This window comes from Pseudomonas sp. UBA5666 (assembly GCF_002420785.1).
GTDB classification, from domain to species: domain Bacteria; phylum Pseudomonadota; class Gammaproteobacteria; order Pseudomonadales; family Pseudomonadaceae; genus Aquipseudomonas; species Aquipseudomonas fulva.
Genome location: NZ_DIIQ01000037.1, coordinates 152048 through 168301, shown reverse-complemented (window position 1 = coordinate 168301; position 16254 = coordinate 152048). Strand labels below are relative to the sequence as shown.

At 63.2% G+C, this 16254-nt stretch carries 13 protein-coding genes; 6 read left to right on the top strand and 7 right to left on the bottom strand.

Features of this window, described 5'->3' with window-relative positions; translation table 11 throughout:
• Positions 1–318 precede the first annotated feature (318 nt).
• The 5 genes from B2Y33_RS16475 to B2Y33_RS16455 form a co-directional block, all read right to left on the bottom strand.
• On the bottom strand, positions 319–1473 hold the full coding sequence (locus tag B2Y33_RS16475) for an HlyD family secretion protein (protein WP_028687774.1): 1155 nt from the start codon (positions 1471–1473) through the stop codon (positions 319–321).
• Complete coding sequence (locus B2Y33_RS16470) at positions 1470–3119, bottom strand: MFS transporter (RefSeq protein WP_027916362.1); 1650 nt, start codon at positions 3117–3119, stop codon at positions 1470–1472. The genes B2Y33_RS16475 and B2Y33_RS16470 overlap by 4 nt, the downstream gene beginning before the upstream one ends.
• A 75-nt stretch (positions 3120–3194) precedes the next feature.
• Positions 3195–5708 carry an excinuclease ABC subunit UvrA gene (uvrA, locus tag B2Y33_RS16465; RefSeq protein WP_027916361.1) on the bottom strand — a complete coding sequence of 838 codons (2514 nt, stop codon included), beginning with the start codon at positions 5706–5708 and terminating at the stop codon, positions 3195–3197.
• A 112-nt stretch (positions 5709–5820) separates the two neighbouring features.
• The gene (locus B2Y33_RS16460) at positions 5821–6399 is read right to left on the bottom strand and encodes a hypothetical protein (protein WP_027916360.1); all 579 of its coding nucleotides are present in this window, start codon (positions 6397–6399) and stop codon (positions 5821–5823) included.
• Positions 6383–7069: an HAD family hydrolase gene (locus tag B2Y33_RS16455; RefSeq protein WP_027916359.1), complete on the bottom strand. Its 687-nt coding sequence runs from the start codon at positions 7067–7069 to the stop codon at positions 6383–6385. Before B2Y33_RS16455 ends, B2Y33_RS16460 begins: the two co-directional genes overlap by 17 nt.
• Before the next feature lie 93 nt (positions 7070–7162).
• On the opposite strand from B2Y33_RS16455, the gene lexA reads away from it, so the two are divergent.
• The 4 genes from lexA to B2Y33_RS16435 are packed head-to-tail and all read left to right on the top strand — an operon-like array spanning position 7163 to position 12902.
• Entirely contained in the window at positions 7163–7780 is a 618-nt protein-coding gene (gene lexA / locus B2Y33_RS16450) for a transcriptional repressor LexA (protein ID WP_027916358.1), read from the top strand.
• Positions 7780–8400, top strand: a complete 621-nt coding sequence (imuA, locus tag B2Y33_RS16445) for a translesion DNA synthesis-associated protein ImuA (RefSeq protein WP_027916357.1) — start codon at positions 7780–7782, stop codon at positions 8398–8400. Before lexA ends, imuA begins: the two co-directional genes overlap by 1 nt.
• Before the next feature lie 6 nt (positions 8401–8406).
• Positions 8407–9825, top strand: coding sequence for a Y-family DNA polymerase (locus B2Y33_RS16440; RefSeq protein WP_027916356.1), 1419 nt, complete (start codon positions 8407–8409; stop codon positions 9823–9825).
• Positions 9822–12902 (top strand): error-prone DNA polymerase, encoded by a 3081-nt coding sequence (locus tag B2Y33_RS16435; RefSeq protein WP_027916355.1) that lies wholly within the window; start codon positions 9822–9824, stop codon positions 12900–12902. Before B2Y33_RS16440 ends, B2Y33_RS16435 begins: the two co-directional genes overlap by 4 nt.
• Positions 12903–12923: 21 nt before the next feature.
• Here the strand turns inward: B2Y33_RS16435 and B2Y33_RS16430 are convergent, their stop codons facing one another.
• Both B2Y33_RS16430 and B2Y33_RS16425 read right to left on the bottom strand, forming a co-directional pair.
• Positions 12924–13745: an aldo/keto reductase gene (locus tag B2Y33_RS16430; RefSeq protein WP_027916354.1), complete on the bottom strand. Its 822-nt coding sequence runs from the start codon at positions 13743–13745 to the stop codon at positions 12924–12926.
• Positions 13733–14638 carry a LysR family transcriptional regulator gene (locus B2Y33_RS16425; RefSeq protein WP_027916353.1) on the bottom strand — a complete coding sequence of 302 codons (906 nt, stop codon included), beginning with the start codon at positions 14636–14638 and terminating at the stop codon, positions 13733–13735. The genes B2Y33_RS16430 and B2Y33_RS16425 overlap by 13 nt, the downstream gene beginning before the upstream one ends.
• 141 nt (positions 14639–14779) lie before the next feature.
• On the opposite strand from B2Y33_RS16425, the gene B2Y33_RS16420 reads away from it, so the two are divergent.
• Positions 14780–15478: a CoA transferase subunit A gene (locus B2Y33_RS16420; protein WP_023535422.1), complete on the top strand. Its 699-nt coding sequence runs from the start codon at positions 14780–14782 to the stop codon at positions 15476–15478.
• Between the two features lie 33 nt (positions 15479–15511).
• Positions 15512–16168, top strand: a complete 657-nt coding sequence (locus tag B2Y33_RS16415; RefSeq protein WP_027916352.1) for a CoA transferase subunit B — start codon at positions 15512–15514, stop codon at positions 16166–16168.
• The last annotated feature ends 86 nt before the right edge of the window (positions 16169–16254 follow it).

Here is a 16254-nt window from a genome sequence, read left to right as displayed (position 1 = left end):
ATCAAGATCAAGATCAACAGCGTCTGTGGTGGGGATGATAATGTCTAAACTTGCCGCGATATATATCCCGTGTAGGAGCGACTTTGTGCCGCGATGGCCGCGAAGCGGCCCTAGTGTTTGAATCACAGCAAATAAACTGGGGCCGCTGCACGGCCATCGTGGCACATGGTCGCTCCTACAAGAAGTGGTGGCTCGCAAAGGTGTTCGAATGCAGCCACACCCTGATTAAAGAGACTGATCTATGGGGTGTAGAGTAATACCCATTGTCCACTCTCGCCAACACGTGACCCATCCAAGGGCACACCCCCCATCAATCCGCTAGCAACCCGCTCTGCCACAGGACGGCTGCTCCCCCGTGTCGATACTGACCACCACCGACATACCCGGCCGCAGCCGCGCAGCCTCTGGCTGGCCGGCATCCACTGTGATACGCACCGGAATGCGCTGGGCGATTTTGACGAAGTTGCCGGTCGCATTGTCCGCCTGAAGTAACGCGAACTCCGAGCCAGTGGCAGGGGAAATCTGTTCGATGTGCCCGTACAGTTTGAGATGGTTCAAGGCATCCACCGTGAAACTGGCCGGCTGGCCGATGCGCACGTCGGCCATCTGCGTTTCCTTCATATTGGCGATGATCCACAAGGTATCGGGTACCAGCGCCATCAGCTGGGCACCGGAGTTGACATAGGCGCCCAGGCGCGTCCCGATCTGCCCCAACTGCCCGTCCCTTGGCGCGGTCACGCGGGTGTTGTCCAGGTCGATGCGGGCCAGGGCCACGGCGGCCTTGGCATTCTCGACCGCAGCCAGCAGCGCCGCGCGGTTGACGATCACCGACTCGCGATCCTGCCGGGCAATCTCCAGCGCAGCCTTTGCCTGCGCAAGGCTCGCCGCCGCCGCCGCCTCGCTGGCGCGGGTGACATCCAGTTCACGTCGTGACACCGATCCATCGGTGACCAGCGCCTGGTTGCGCGACAGATCGGCCTTCGCCTTGGTCAACTGCGCGGCAGCGTCATTGATGGCAGCCTGGCGCTGGGCGATGGTCGCCTCAGCGCTCTTGCGCTGCTGCGCATTGTTGGCCAGCGCCGCCTCTTGTTGCTGCTGCTGAGCGATGGCCTGAGCAAGGCGCTGGGTGTAGATCCGGTCATCGAGCTTGACCAGCAACTGGCCCGCCTTGACGTACTGGAAGTCCTGCACTGGCACCTCGACGATATAGCCGCTCAACTGCGGTCCGATGATCGTGACCTGCCCGCGCACCATGGCGTTTTCGGTACTTTCGATGGCGCTGCTGAAAGGGGGCAGGCGCCACGCATAAAGCACCACCAGTACGCCGACCAGGGCGACACAGCCGAAGGTGATGGCTGACAGTATGCGCACCTTGCGAGTGCGTCCGGGTGAAGTTGGCTCACTTGGTGGCGTAGTGCCCTCCGGCGCTTCGGCGATGGCAGTCGTGGTGGTGGTGCGGGATTGTTCGGTCATCGTGTCGGTGCGCCAAGGGATGAGTCGGTCAGGCGAGCCTGACGTTTGCTGTACCAGAGCCAGGTGCCGCGTATGCAGATCCAGATCATGGTGAGAATAGCGATAGCGCCAATGAGCATGAACACATCGTTGTAGGCCAGCACATTGGCTTCTCGGGTGGCCGCGCTAGCCAGTTGGCGCATGCCCACTTCAGTACGCAGGGCAGGGTCGGCGATCAGGCGCCCGACGCTTGCACCCCCACTTTGAACCCGGGCGGTGACCAGCGGTTCCACGCTGCTCAGGTGGTCCATCAGGTGACTTGAGTGAAATTTTTCCCGCCAGATCTGGAACGTGCCCAGCAGCGCTGCACCGATCAGACCACCGAGGTTGTTGCAGATGCCGAACAGCACCGAGAAGCTCACCAGGTTCTGCGGGTTGGCCCGCACATGGCCAATGCCCAGGGCCATGGAGGGGCCCAGGAAGAACGTACTGCCGAAGGCCAACAAAAACTGGCTCAGGTACATTTGCGCAGGCCGGGTCAGGTTGCTCGACGTGCTGTCCATGAAGGCGCCTACTGCCATGGCCAGCAGGGAGATCAGCAGCGGTAGGATCAAGTGGTTAGGGTTGATGGTCAAGGCGCTGGTCGCCAACCCGGCGACCGCACCGAGCAGCATGATCCAGTACAGCGAACGCATCTGTTCACTGGACATGTTGAGCATCTGCAGAAAGCCGACTGCGCCGGTGGATTGCTCGGAGGTGACCATACGGATGAGGATCACGCACAGCCCCAGGCGGATGATGGCGCCGCTGCCCAGCCACCGCGTCATCAGCAGGGGGTTCTCCCGGTTGTGCTCGATCGCCAGCCCGCTCAGGATCAGGACGATCGAGCCTGCCAGCGCCATGCCGATCCACGGCGCATCCAGCCACCAGTCGATGCGCCCAAGCGACAAGGCCGCGCAGAGCAGCGCCGTGCCGCTGGCCATCAGGGCGAAGGTGAGAAAATCCAGAGGCTCGAAGGTCTTGAAGCGGTCACCGGGCGGTAGTTTGAGCAGAAGTACGCAGCCCAGGGCTGTCAGCGCCAGCCCCAGTTCGAACAAGTAAAGCCCCCGCCACTCGGCGATCAACAGCAGGTCTTCAGAAAATATCCGTGCCAGCGGCAAGGCCAGCTGGGAAGCGCCAAGGCCCAGAACCATTGCCTTGAGCCGCCACTGTGCCGGGAAGGCCTGGATCATGTAGTACAGGCCAAGCGAGGTCAACGCGGCGCCCACCATGCCGTGGGCGGCCCGCACGGCAATGGCCGAATTCAGGTCGTTGACCAGCAGGTGGGCGAAGGTCACCAGGGCATAGAGCACCAGAAACACTTCGGTAAAGGCACGCAGTCCGAATTGCTGGCGAAACTTGACCAGCAACAGGTTCATGGACACGTTGGTCATCACGTAGGCAGCCGGCAACCAGGCCATTTCCGCAGTGGTCGCGCCCAGTGCACCTTGCAGGAACACAAGGTTTGCGGTCACCAGCGCGTTGCCCAGCCCGCCGGTGATGGCGACCAGCAAACCAACCAGACCATAGGCCAGGCGCTTGGCTGGGCTGTGCAGGGGCGTGGACGGCGAACCTGGCAGGGTCGGTTTCTCGTGAGGTAACCACTGGCGGGGTGCGTACTTGTCCATGAAACAGCCTGTCTAAGGTGTTGGATGCAGCCGTTGTGTGGCCGCTTGCGCCTGCGTCGATGTTATCCAGCGCTGCTACAAGGCCCGTGCCAGGAAGGCGGCTGTGCGGCTGTGCTTGGCCTTGGCCACCTGACCGGGGTTGCCGCTGGCGACCACCTTGCCGCCGGCATCGCCAGCCCCAGGGCCGATGTCGATCACCCAATCGCACTGGGCGACTACGCGCATGTCATGTTCGACCACCACCACGCTGTGGCCGTTATCCACCAGGCGGTTGAGCTGCACCAGCAACCGGTCGACATCTTGTGGGTGCAGGCCGTTGGTGGGCTCATCGAGCACATACAAGGTGGCGCCGCGGGCCTGGCGTTGCAGTTCGGTGGCCAACTTGATCCGTTGTGCTTCGCCCCCTGACAGCTCCGTTGCCGGCTGGCCCAGCCGCAGATAGCCCAAGCCTATGTCTTGCAGCACCTGAAGCGAACGCCGCGCCGAGGGCTGATCCTCAAACACCCTCAGCGCTTGCTCCACGGTCAGTTGCAGCACCTGGGCGATATTCATGCCTTGCCAGCTCACCGAAAGGGTCTCTGGATTGTAGCGGGCCCCGTGACAGGTCGGGCAAGGAGCGAACACGCTTGGCATGAACAGCAACTCGACACTGACGAATCCTTCGCCTTCGCACGTAGGGCATCGACCTTTCGCGACGTTGAATGAGAAACGCCCGGCATCGAAGCCCTGGGCCTTGGCCTGTTCGGTACTGGCGAATAATTTGCGCACATGATCGAACAAGCCGGTGTAGGTGGCCAGGTTGGACCGAGGCGTTCGGCCGATCGGTTTCTGGTCTACCTGCACCAGCCGCTTGATGTGCTCAAGGCCTGCGCTGACGCGGCCCGTGCTCACCTGCTCTGGCTCGTCTTCCAGGTCAGGCACCTGGGCATCCTGTGAAGCCTCGGCGTGACCCAGGTGTGTGCCTACCAAGTCCAGCAGGGCCTGGCTGACCAGGCTCGACTTGCCGGAGCCCGAAATGCCGGTCACCGCCGTGAAGCAGCCCAGCGGGAACGCTGCACTGAGGTTGTCGAGGTTGTTGCGGGTTATGCCCTCCAGGCGTAGCCAGGCCTGGGGCTCGCGATGTTGGCGGTGTGTCTTGTCCTGTGCCTGGAATAGATAGCGGGCCGTACACGATTGCTCGACCTGGGCCAGGCCGGCCGGAGGGCCACTGTAGAGAACCTTGCCCCCGTGCTCTCCGGCGGCCGGCCCCACGTCCACCAGCCAGTCCGCACGGCGCATGGTGTCCAGGTCGTGTTCGACCACGTACACCGAATTGCCCGCCTGCTTGAGGCGCTGCAGGGCATCGAACAAGGCTTCGCTGTCGGCCGGGTGCAGGCCGGCGGAGGGTTCGTCCAGCACATAGACCACGCCAAACAGCTGCGAATTGAGCTGCGTAGCCAGGCGCAGGCGCTGCAGCTCGCCCGAAGACAGGGTAGGGGTGCTGCGTTCGAGTGCCAGGTAACCCAGGCCGAGCTCAAGCAGCGTGTCGATGCGCACCAGCAGCTCACTGGCAATGCGTTGCGCGGCCAGGCGTTTTTCAACTGTCAGGTCATCGTCCTGAATCAGGTACTCGGCTGCCGCCACCTTGCGCAATACCTCAGCCAAGGCCTGCAGGGGCAGTTGCGAAAGCGCTGCGATATCCAGGCCTGCGAAGGTGACACTCAATGCCTCGCGCTTGAGACGTTTGCCTTGGCACGTGGGGCAGGGGCTCGGGCGCATGTAACGGGAAACGCGCTTGCGCATCTGTGCACTTTGCGAGTGCATGAACGTATGCAGCACATAGCGCCGAGCGCCGGTGAACGTGCCTTGGTAGCTAGGTTCTGCCTTGCGTTTGAGGGCGGCACGTGCCTGGGCCGGCGTAAGGCCCGCGTAGACTGGCACGGTGGGTGTTTCTTCGGTGTAGAGAATCCAGTCACGCTGCTTCTGGGGCAGATCGCGCCAAGGCACATCCACGTCGTAGCCCAGGGTGACCAGAATGTCCCGCAGGTTTTGCCCTTGCCACGCCATGGGCCAGGCAGCCACTGCGCGCTCCCGGATGCTCAACGAGGGGTCGGGGACCATGGTCGCCTCGGTGACCTCGTAGACCCGGCCGAGCCCATGGCACGCGGGGCAGGCGCCTTGCGGCGTGTTGGCCGAGAAATCCTCGGCATACAGCATTGGCTGGTCCGCGGGGTAATGGCCTGCACGCGAGTACAGCATGCGGATGGAGCTCGATAGCGTGGTGACGCTGCCTACCGAAGACCGCGCACTGGGGCTGCCACGCTGCTGCTGCAGCGCCACCGCGGGAGGCAAGCCTTCGATGGCGTCCACGTCCGGTACACCCACTTGGTCGATCAGCCGCCGAGCGTAGGGCGCAACCGATTCGAAGTAGCGGCGCTGGGCCTCGGCGTACAGTGTCGAAAAAGCCAAGGAAGACTTGCCGGAACCCGACACTCCGGTAAACACCACCAATGCGTCGCGCGGTACCTCTACATTGACATTCTTGAGGTTGTGCTCGCGCGCACCCCGTACACGAATGAAACCGCTGAAGGCGGGTTTGTCGCTTGGCATGTTGCTGTCCTTGCTTGGCAGTCGGGTCGAGGAGACATAGCAGGCCAGCGATCACGTATGGCCTGCGGTAGAATAGGAATAGCTGTAGGACGCTCCAAGCGGCCAGGAGGTTCTACCGGGCAGCCTGCGAGCCGAGTGGAGCGTGGCCATCCACCTGGACGCACACCGTCCGGTCACCCACCGTTTTGCAGGGCCAATGATCATTGATGTAAGCATCCGGGGTAAAACACACCCGGTCATCATTGACCCAGAACATGTGCCCGCGCGATCCGGAAATGCGCAGTTTGGTGCAGGGCCGATAGTCCTTGATCAGGAGCGTGGCCGTGCTCACTGCAATCATCACGGGGGCCACGATGCATATCGCCACGAGTGTGACCTGGAAAGAGCGAAGCTGGAATCGAGCAAGCCAGGATGCCCGCGGCGGGTCGAACTTGCGGCCGGTAAAAAGGCCGATCATGGCGGCGGCGACCACAATGGGCGTCAAAGGAATCACCCCTATCACGAAAAAGGCTCCGAACGAAGTCTCGACCACCGGAGCACCGCGGTACAGGCGCCCGAAGACTGGTAGCACATCCACCCAGATGGCATACAACGCCAGGCTGCACACGGCGACCATGCCCAGCCCAATACCCAACGCTACGAAGCGAAACAGCAAGGGGCTGCGCAGGTGAAGCTCAGCGTGCTGTGTCATCGCTTCCCGCCGGTGCCCTGTCCGCGCCCAATAACGCCCACAGGCGCGCATCTTCGAAGTTGTCGATGACCAGGCGCGCACCTGCCTCGATCAAACGTTGTGGCGTCTGGGTAGTGCCAAGGCCGACCGTGAAGATCCCGGCAGCGCTGGCTGCCCGAACGCCCGGTAGCGAGTCTTCGAAAGCCAACGCCTGGTCAGCATGGGCATCCAGTCGCTGCAGGCCGGTCAGGTAGGGAAGCGGGTCGGGCTTGGGCTTGGCCAGTTCATCGGCAATCACCACGTGGTCGAACCTGTCGCTCAGCTTTAGGCCTGCGAGCATGTGTTCGGCATTGAGCCGCGGGGCGTTGGTCACTACGCACATGCCAAAGCCGTGGGTGCTGGCGTGATCGAGCAAACGGATCAGCCCAGGCAGGGGCTCGAGCTTTGGTGACATTTCACGAAAAAGCGCTTCCTTGCGTTCGGCAAGTGCCTGGCACTGCAAGGCAGTGGCACCCTCGAACAACTCGGCGAACAGTTCGCCATTGGCCCGGCCGCTGATCTGAGCATCGAACTGGTCCTGGCTCAATGCTCGGCCGTCGTATTCACGCAAGAGCTGGCGAAACGCCTGTAAATGGAGGGTATCGGTGTCGGTGAGGGTGCCATCTAGGTCGAACAGCAATGCATTGAGCATGGGGATTTCCAAAGCAGGTACAGGGTGGCCATAGGATCATAACCAATGACGACGACGAAGGGGGCTGGTCAGCGTGCTCCGGAAAGAGTACAAATGTGCTCCATGGATAATCTAACCCCCAAGCGCCGCGCCATTTTCGATTTCATTCGCGAGCGCATCACCGAACAAGGCCAGCCTCCCAGCCTGGCCGATATCGCCACGCGCTTTGGCTTTGCCTCACGCAGCGTGGCCCGCAAGCACATCACCGCGCTGTGCCAGGCAGGCTACATCGACGTCACCCCCAATCAGGCCCGCAGTATTCGCCTGGCAAGGCCGCTACGCCGGCCTGAAATGCTCGAACTGCCGGTGCTCGGACAGGTGGCCGCGGGTGCGCCGATCGGGCCGGACCTCGACATCCACGAGCAATTGATGCTCGACCCCAGCCTGTTTCGTCGTACCCCCGATTACCTGCTCAAGGTGCGCGGGGACTCGATGATAGGTGACGGCATCCTCGACGGTGACCTGGTCGGCATCCGCCAGCAGGGCGATGTACGGGAAGGGCAGATCGTGGTCGCTCGGCTGGACGGCGAGGTGACCATCAAGCGCCTCCAGCGCCACGGCGAGGGCTATCGGCTGGTGCCGCGCAATCCGGCGTACGCACCAATTGACGTAGGGCCGGATCAGGAGCTGTTCATCGAAGGCATCTTCTGTGGCCTGGTGCGGCGCGACTGATGGGCGCGGTCATCGATCTGGACAGGCTGCTCGACCAGCGTCGGGTATGGCGTGGCCGTCAAGCCCAGGCCCGGCCACAGGGTCTGCAACCGACCGGGCATGCCAGCCTGGACGAACGCCTGCCCGAAGGCGGCTGGCCGGCGGCGGCGCTCAGCGAATTGTTGCTCGTGCGCCCTGGTAGCGGCGAACTGCAATTGCTTTGGCCCACGCTGGCGCGCCTGAGCGGCGAGGGCGGACGCGTGGTGTTGGTATCACCTCCCTTCATTCCTTTTGCGCCAGCCTGGCAGGCGGCGGGTATCGACCTGCGCTGGCTGTTCCAGGTCGACGCGGGCACTACCGACACCCTGTGGGCCGCCGAACAGTGCCTGCGTTCGGGCAGTTGTGCCGCGGTGGTGTGTTGGCCAGAACGCGCCGACGACCGCGCCTTGCGCCGCTTGCAGGTCGCGGCGGAAACCGGGCAGGCCCTGGCGTTCGCCTGCCGTGGGCAAGCGGCCATGCATAACCCGTCGCCTGCGGCATTGCGCATCGCCATCGACGCACGCCCACCCCAGTGGCGGGTACTCAAATGCCGTGGCGGCATGCCGCCGGCCTTACCGATCGCGTGTTCAAGGCAGGGATGATGGAACATGTTGTGGGCCTGCATTCTATTTCCCCAGTTGGCGCTGGACAGCCTGCTGCGCGAGCGCGACGACCGTGACGCACCGCTGGTGCTGCTGGGTGGTCCCAGCCAGCGCCGGGTCCTGCAATCGGTCAACCCTGCGGCAGCCGCTCTGGGGCTTAGCGCCGGCCAAACCCTGACGGCCGCCCGTGCGCTGGCCGATGGCTTCTCCTGCCTCGAAGTCGATCCCAAGCGCATCGATGCCTTGCAGCAGTTGCTGGCCGCCTGGGCATATCGCTTCAGTGCCCAGGTCAGCTTGCACTACCCGCGAACCTTGTTGCTGGAAGTAGGGTCGAGCCTGCAGCTGTTCGGGCCATGGCCGGTACTGGAGGCGCGCTTGCGCCAGGAACTGTCTGCGCTGGGCTTGCGTCAACGCATCGTCCTGGCCAGCAATCCGGTGGCTGCGCGCATGCTGGCCAATACTCACGACGGGTTGGCGTTGGAGGATGCCGCTTCGACCCGTGCGGCACTGGCCGAAATGCCCATCGATCGGATCGGCCTGCGCCCGGAAGATGCCCAGGCCTTCGGCCGCATGGGGTTGCGCCAGCTGAAACAGGTACTGGCGCTACCGCGCGACGCATTGGCAAGGCGCTTTGCTGCCCAGGTGCAGTTGCACCTGGACCAGTTACTGGGCATGCGCAACCTGGGCCTTGCATTCTTCGAACCGCCGGACCGTTTCGAGGCGCGGTTGGAGCTGAACTTCGATGTGGAGTCGCACCAGGCGCTATTGTTCCCATTACGTCGCATGCTGACAGACCTGGCCGCTTTCCTGGCTGGGCGCGACTGTGGCGTCCAGCGATTCAAGGTGTACATGGAGCACGCGCAGGGCCATGACACCCAGCTTGACGTTGGATTGCTGGCCGCAGAACGCGACCCGGCCATGTTGCTTGAACTGGCCCGTGGCAGGCTGGAATTGGTGCGTCTGAAGGCGCCGGTGCGCAACCTGCGCCTGGTGGCCGAGGACTTGCCGCCATTCGTGCCTCAGCACAAGGCGTTGTTCGATCCACGCGCCCAGCAGGCCCAACCGTGGGAACAACTGCGCGAACGCTTGCGTGCACGTCTGGGTGACCAGGCCGTGACGGGGCTCAGCGCCGTGGCCGATCACCGTCCTGAACAGGCATGGCAGGCCAATGAAGTCGGCCAGTGGTCCAGCCTGTGCGTCACACCGGGCAGCCGTCCTGGCTGGCTGCTGGCCACCCCCACGGTGCTCGACGAACAGGCCTATCAGGTTCACGGGCAGGCCGAGCGCATCGAGTCCGGTTGGTGGGACGGCGCGGACGTACGCCGTGATTACTACCGCATCGAAACCCGTGAGGGCCTGCGTGGGTGGGCCTACCGTGACCTCGGCCAAGGCGGGCCGCTATGGTTGCAGGGCTGGTTTTCATGAGCGGCTTTGGCTACGCGGAGTTGCATTGCCTGAGCAATTTCAGCTTCCAGCGCGGAGCGTCAAGCGCGGATGAGTTGTTCCGCCGGGCTCGCGAGCAAGGCTACCAAGCCCTGGCCATTACCGACGAATGCACCTTGGCTGGCATTGTGCGCGCCTGGCAAGCGGCGAAAGAGCAGGGTGTACGGCTGATCGTCGGCAGCGAAGTGCAACTGCAGGATGGGCCCAAGCTGGTGCTGCTGGTGCAAGACCTGCAGGGCTACCAGAACCTTTGCGCCCTGATCACCCGTGCGCGGCGTCGGGCGCCCAAAGGGGACTACCAGCTGTTGCGCGAGGACCTGCCTGCGCACAGCAAGGGCCTGTTGGCATTATGGGTGCCTGATGATGTTGCCGATCAAGCTGTGGGCGACTGGTTGAGGGAGGTCTTCGCGGCCCGCCTCTGGCTGGCCGTGCATTTGCACCGCGGTGTCGATGACGACCAGCGTCTGGCGCGTCTGCGCGCATTGGCGGCAACCTTGGGTGTGAATGCGGTGGCGTGCGGGGATGTTCACATGCACGTGCGCGGTCGGCGTGCCCTGCAAGACTGCATGACGGCAATTGGCCGGCGCTGCCAAGTGGCTGAGGCAGGGCGCTTTCTGTACGCCAACGGCGAGCGTCATTTGCGTACCCCTGCCCAATTGGCCGAGTTGTATCCCGCCGACCTGCTGGCCCAGACCTTGGTGATTGCCGAGCATTGCCGTTTCGACCTTGGTGAGCTGCGCTATCGCTACCCCGAAGAACTGGTACCCGCTGGGCATACCGCTGCCAGTTGGTTGCGTGAGCTGTGCGAACAAGGGTTGCCGCTGCGCTGGCCCCAAGGCCCGAGCGATCAAGTTCGCCAAGCCCTTGATCGGGAGCTGGCGCTGATCAGCGAGCTGAGCTACGAGAGTTACTTCCTCACCGTTCACGACATCGTGGCCTTTGCCCGCGAGCAGCACATCCTGTGCCAGGGGCGCGGCTCTGCCGCCAACTCGGTGGTGTGCTTCGTGCTGGGGATCACCGAGCTGGACCCCATGAAACATCGGTTGCTGTTCGAGCGCTTTCTGTCACGCGAGCGCAACGAGCCGCCGGATATCGATGTGGACTTCGAGCACGACCGGCGCGAGGAAGTCATCCAGTACGTGTTCAGGCGCTATGGTCGACACCGCGCGGCGTTGACGGCGGTCGTCAACACCTATCACGCCAGCGGGGCGGTACGCGATGTCGCTCGCGCATTGGGCCTGCCGGCCGACCAGGTGGACGCCCTGGCCAAATGCTGCGGCCGTTGGAGCGACCGCATCCCCGATGCACAGCGTTTGGCCGAGGCGGGGTTTGATGCAGGCAACCTGATGTTGCGGCGTATCCTGGTGCTGGCCGGTGAGCTGATCGGTTTTCCCCGGCACCTGTCACAACACCCAGGTGGCTTCGTCATCTCGCAACAACCCCTCGACCAGCTGGTGCCCGTGGAAAACGCGGCCATGGCCGAACGCACCGTGATCCAATGGGACAAGGATGACCTGGACATGGTCGGCCTGCTCAAGGTCGATGTGCTGGCGCTGGGCATGCTTAGTGCACTGCGTCGCTGCTTCGCGCTGGTGCAGCAGCACCGTGGGCGACATTTGACGCTGGCCACCGTCCCTGCCGAAGACCCGGCCACCTATGCCATGATCAGCCGCGCCGAGACCATGGGCGTATTCCAGATCGAGTCCAGGGCGCAAATGGCCATGTTGCCGCGCCTGCAGCCCAGAACCTTCTACGACCTGGTCATCGAGGTCGCCATCGTGCGCCCTGGCCCCATCCAGGGCGACATGGTCCATCCCTATTTGCGCAGGCGGCTCAAGCAGGAACCGGTGACCTACCCATCGCCCAAGCTGAAAGCGGTGTTCGAGCGTACCCTTGGCGTTCCGCTGTTCCAGGAGCAGGTGATGGAGTTGGCCATGGTAGCGGCTGACTACAGCCCCGGTGAGGCCGACCAACTGCGTCGCAGCATGGCCGCCTGGAAACGCCACGGCGGGCTGGAGCCGCACCGCAAGCGCTTGCTCGAAGGGATGCAGCGCAATGGCTACGAACTGGCGTTCGCCGAACGCATCTTCGAACAGATCAAGGGCTTTGGCAGCTACGGATTCCCCGAGTCCCACGCCGCCAGTTTCGCACTGCTGTGTTATGCCAGCAGTTGGTTGAAATGCCACGAGCCGGCCATCTTCACCTGCGCGCTGGTCAATAGCTGGCCGATGGGGTTCTACAGCCCCGACCAACTGCTCCAGGAGGCCCGCCGCCAGGGTATCGAGGTAAGGCCGGTGGACGTGTGTCACAGCCAGTGGGACTGCACGCTCGAGCCTGGGCCCGGGGGAGAACTGGCCATTCGCATGGGCTTGCGCTTGGTCCGCGGCCTGGCCGAAGCCGATGTGCGCCGGCTCGAACAGGCAAGGGCGGTGCAGCCGTGGCGGGACGTCGAGGACCTGTGCCTGCGCTCGGCCCTGGATGAGCGCGCCCGGGCTCGTCTGGCGGACGCAGGGGCCCTGGTCGCGCTGGCCAGGCACCGGCACCAGGCGCGCTGGGAGGTGGCGGCGGTGCAGGCGCAATTGCCTTTGTTCGCCGACGTGCAGGCGCCCCCGGAGGAACGCGTCGACCTGCCGGCACCCACCGTCGGCGAAGACTTGGTGGCCGACTATCATGCCATGGGCACGACCTTGGGGCCCCACCCATTGACCTTGCTCCGATCCCGTCTGCGTGCCCTGGGCTGTCGCAGTTCCGGTGAACTGCACGGCGTCGAACATGGCGACGCCATTGCCATGGCAGGGCTGGTGGTGGGCAGGCAGCGGCCACAGACCGCCAGTGGCGTGACCTTCGTAACGCTCGAGGACGAGTTCGGCATGGTCAACGTGGTCGTATGGCGGGACCTCGCCGAACGGCAGCGGCGCGCGTTGGTCGGCGCTCGGCTGATGAAGGTCAGTGGCCGCCTGGAACAGGAAAATGGCGTACGCCATTTGGTGGCCAGGCGGCTGGAGGATGTCAGCGTGCTGCTGCAGGGGCTGGACGTACGCAGCCGGGATTTCCACTGAACCCCTGCAGCACGGCTTTGCTTACACCATCGCTAGGCGCTGCTTGCGGGTGGGTACTTCGAATGCCTGGTCGATGGCGTTCAGGTCATCGGCGGTCAAGTTCAAACGCGCTGCCTCGGCATTGAGCCTGACATGCTCGGGTGTCACGGCTTTTGGAATCGCGATCATGCCATTGTGCCGCGTGACCCAAGCCAGGCAGACCTGGGCCGGGGTAGCACCATGGTCGTGGGCGATCTGCTTGAGCACTGGGTGTTGCAGCAAACGCCCTGCCTGAGCAAGGGGGCAGTAGGCCATGATGGGCAGTCCCTGCTGTATCGACCAGGGCAGCAGGTCGAATTCGATACCTCGTTGCGCAGGGTTGTAGAGCACCTGGTTGGTTGCACAATCGGGGTTGTCCAGTTCTTGAAGGTCATCCACGTCGAAGTTGGACACGCCCCAACGCTTGATCTTGCCTGCCTCGCGCAGGCGCTCGAAAGCGTCCACGGTTTCCTGCAATGGGTACTGACCGCGCCAGTGCAGCAGGTACAGATCAATGCAGTCGGTACCCAGGCGCTTGAGGCTGCGCTCGCAGGCGGCCTGCGTGCCGCGCTGGCTGGCGTTGTGCGGGTAGACCTTGCTCACCAAAAATACCTCGTCCCGACGCCCGGCGATGGCCTGGCCCACCACCTGTTCCGCACCGCCCTCGGCATACATCTCGGCGGTGTCGATCAGGCGCATGCCCAGGTCGATGCCTTGTTGCAAGGCGGCGACTTCGGCCGCCCGACGGCTCGGGTCTTCGCCCATGTACCATGTGCCCTGGCCGATGATCGGCACGTTGGCGCCTGCCAATTTCACGTCACGCATGTCACCTCCGGTGGATGGGTATTATTCAGTAGAACATCCAGCAGCGCCTGGGCTGCCGTTGACAACGTATGCTCGCGCAGGGCCATTACGCCAATGCGCCGCTCGACGGCAGGTTCGACCAGGGGGATGCAGCGGGCCCCCAGCTCCTGCATTTGCGTGATACACAGCGCCGGCACCGCGCTGACGCCCAGACCACTGGCGACCATGCGGCCTACGGTTGCAAGCTGATGGCTTTCGAAAGCCACCGCCAGCTTGCCGTGCTGCACCGCCACGTTCTGCTCGAGCAACAGGCGCACGGCAGAAGGACGCTGCAGTGCCACGAAATCCTCGGCCAGAAGCTGCGCCCAACTGATTTGCGCGAGCTGGGCCAAGGGCGAGTCAACCGGCACGACCGCAACGAACCGGTCAAGGTACAGCGGGTGAAAGTGCAAGCCCTCGACATTGTCTGGCTCAAAGCCGATGCCCAGTTCGACGCGCCTGTGCCTGACCAGTTCCTGCACCTGTTCATTGATGACGTCGTGCACGGTCACGTTGACCTTGGGGTAGCACTGGCGAAAAAGCTTGAGAGCCCCTGGCAACAGGTTGCCAGCAAAAGAGGGCATGGCCGCAATGGCCACCCGGCCCAGTTGCAGGGTGAAGCGCTGGCGCAGCATTTCTTCGGTGTCGTCCCAGTCAGCCAACAGGCGACGTGCCAAGGGCAGCAGTACCTCACCTTCGGCAGTCAGGCTGACGCTGCGCGTGGTACGGCTGAGCAGTGCGCCGCCCAAGTTCTCCTCCAGCGCCTTGATGGTCAGGCTCAGGGCGGGCTGCGAGATGTGCAGGTGCTCACCGGCCTGGGCAAAGCTCTGAAACTTGGCCACGGCGACGAAGGCGCGCAGTTGCTTCACATTCATGGGACTCGCCTATGCTTTGATTTGGAGTGCTTATCAATCGATCATAAAAACAAAATTAACAAATCAGTGAGCAAGCGAGAAGATACCCCCACACGCTCACCGACGCCCCGTCGGCTCAACAACTACAAAAGGCGAACCAGCATGGCCGGATTGGACAAACGCGTAGCTACGTACGAACAGGCCCTGGAAGGGCTGACCGACGGCATGACCGTACTGGCCGGAGGGTTCGGCCTGTGCGGCATACCTGAAAACCTGATCGCCGAGATCAAGCGTCGCGGCGTCAAGGGCCTGACCGTGGTCTCCAATAACTGCGGCGTCGATGGCTTCGGCCTTGGCGTACTGCTCGAGGACCATCAGATTCGCAAGATGGTCGCGTCCTACGTGGGGGAAAACGCTGAATTCGAACGCCAGCTGCTCAGCGGTGAGCTTGAGGTCGAACTCACGCCCCAGGGTACCCTGGCCGAAAAGATGCGCGCTGGCGGAGCGGGCATTCCCGCCTTCTTCACTGCCACCGGCTATGGCACCCCGGTGGCCGAGGGAAAGGAAGTGCGTGAATTCAAGGGTCGCAAGTACATCCTCGAAGAGGCCATTACCGGCGACTTTGCCATCGTCAAGGGCTGGAAGGCTGATCATTACGGCAATGTGATCTACCGCAACACTGCCCAGAACTTCAATCCGCTGGCCGCCACCGCCGGCAAGATCACCGTGGTCGAAGTCGAGGAAATCGTCGAACCTGGCGTGCTGCTGCCCAGCGAAATCCATACCCCTGGCATCTTCGTGGACCGCGTCATCGTCGGCACCTTCGAAAAGCGCATCGAAAAACGCACCGTCAAGGCCTGAGCGCCCCCACAGAACAACAAAGAGACTCTCACCATGGCACTGACCCGCGAACAGATGGCCCAACGCGTTGCACGTGAACTCAAGGACGGCTACTACGTCAACTTGGGTATCGGTATTCCCACCCTGGTGGCCAACTATGTGCCGGCCGACATGGACGTGATGCTCCAGTCGGAAAACGGCCTGTTGGGCATGGGGGAATTCCCCACCGAAGCGACCCTTGACGCTGACATGATCAACGCAGGCAAACAGACCGTTACCGCCCGCATCGGCGCATCGATCTTCGACTCGGCACAGTCGTTCGCCATGATCCGTGGCGGTCACGTCGACCTGACCGTGCTCGGTGCCTTCGAAGTGGACGTGCAGGGCAACATCGCCTCCTGGATGATCCCTGGCAAGCTGGTCAAGGGCATGGGGGGCGCCATGGACCTGGTGGCCGGTGCGGAAAACATCATCGTCACCATGACCCACGCCTCCAAGGACGGGGAGTCCAAGCTGCTGCCCCAGTGCAGCCTTCCTTTGACCGGCGCGGGCTGCATCCGCAAGGTACTAACCGACCTGGCTTATCTTGAGATCGAGGATGGCGCGTTCATCCTGCGCGAAACCGCCCCCGGTGTGAGCGTCGAAGAAATCATCGCCAAGACAGCCGGCAAGCTCATCGTGGCCGACGATGTGAAGGAAATGACCTTCTAACCCACATGCACTTTCGCCCTGCTGCGGCGAACCCGCCCGTTCAGGTAGCCGTTTTCACCACGGCATCTGGGCGGGCGGGTTCGTTG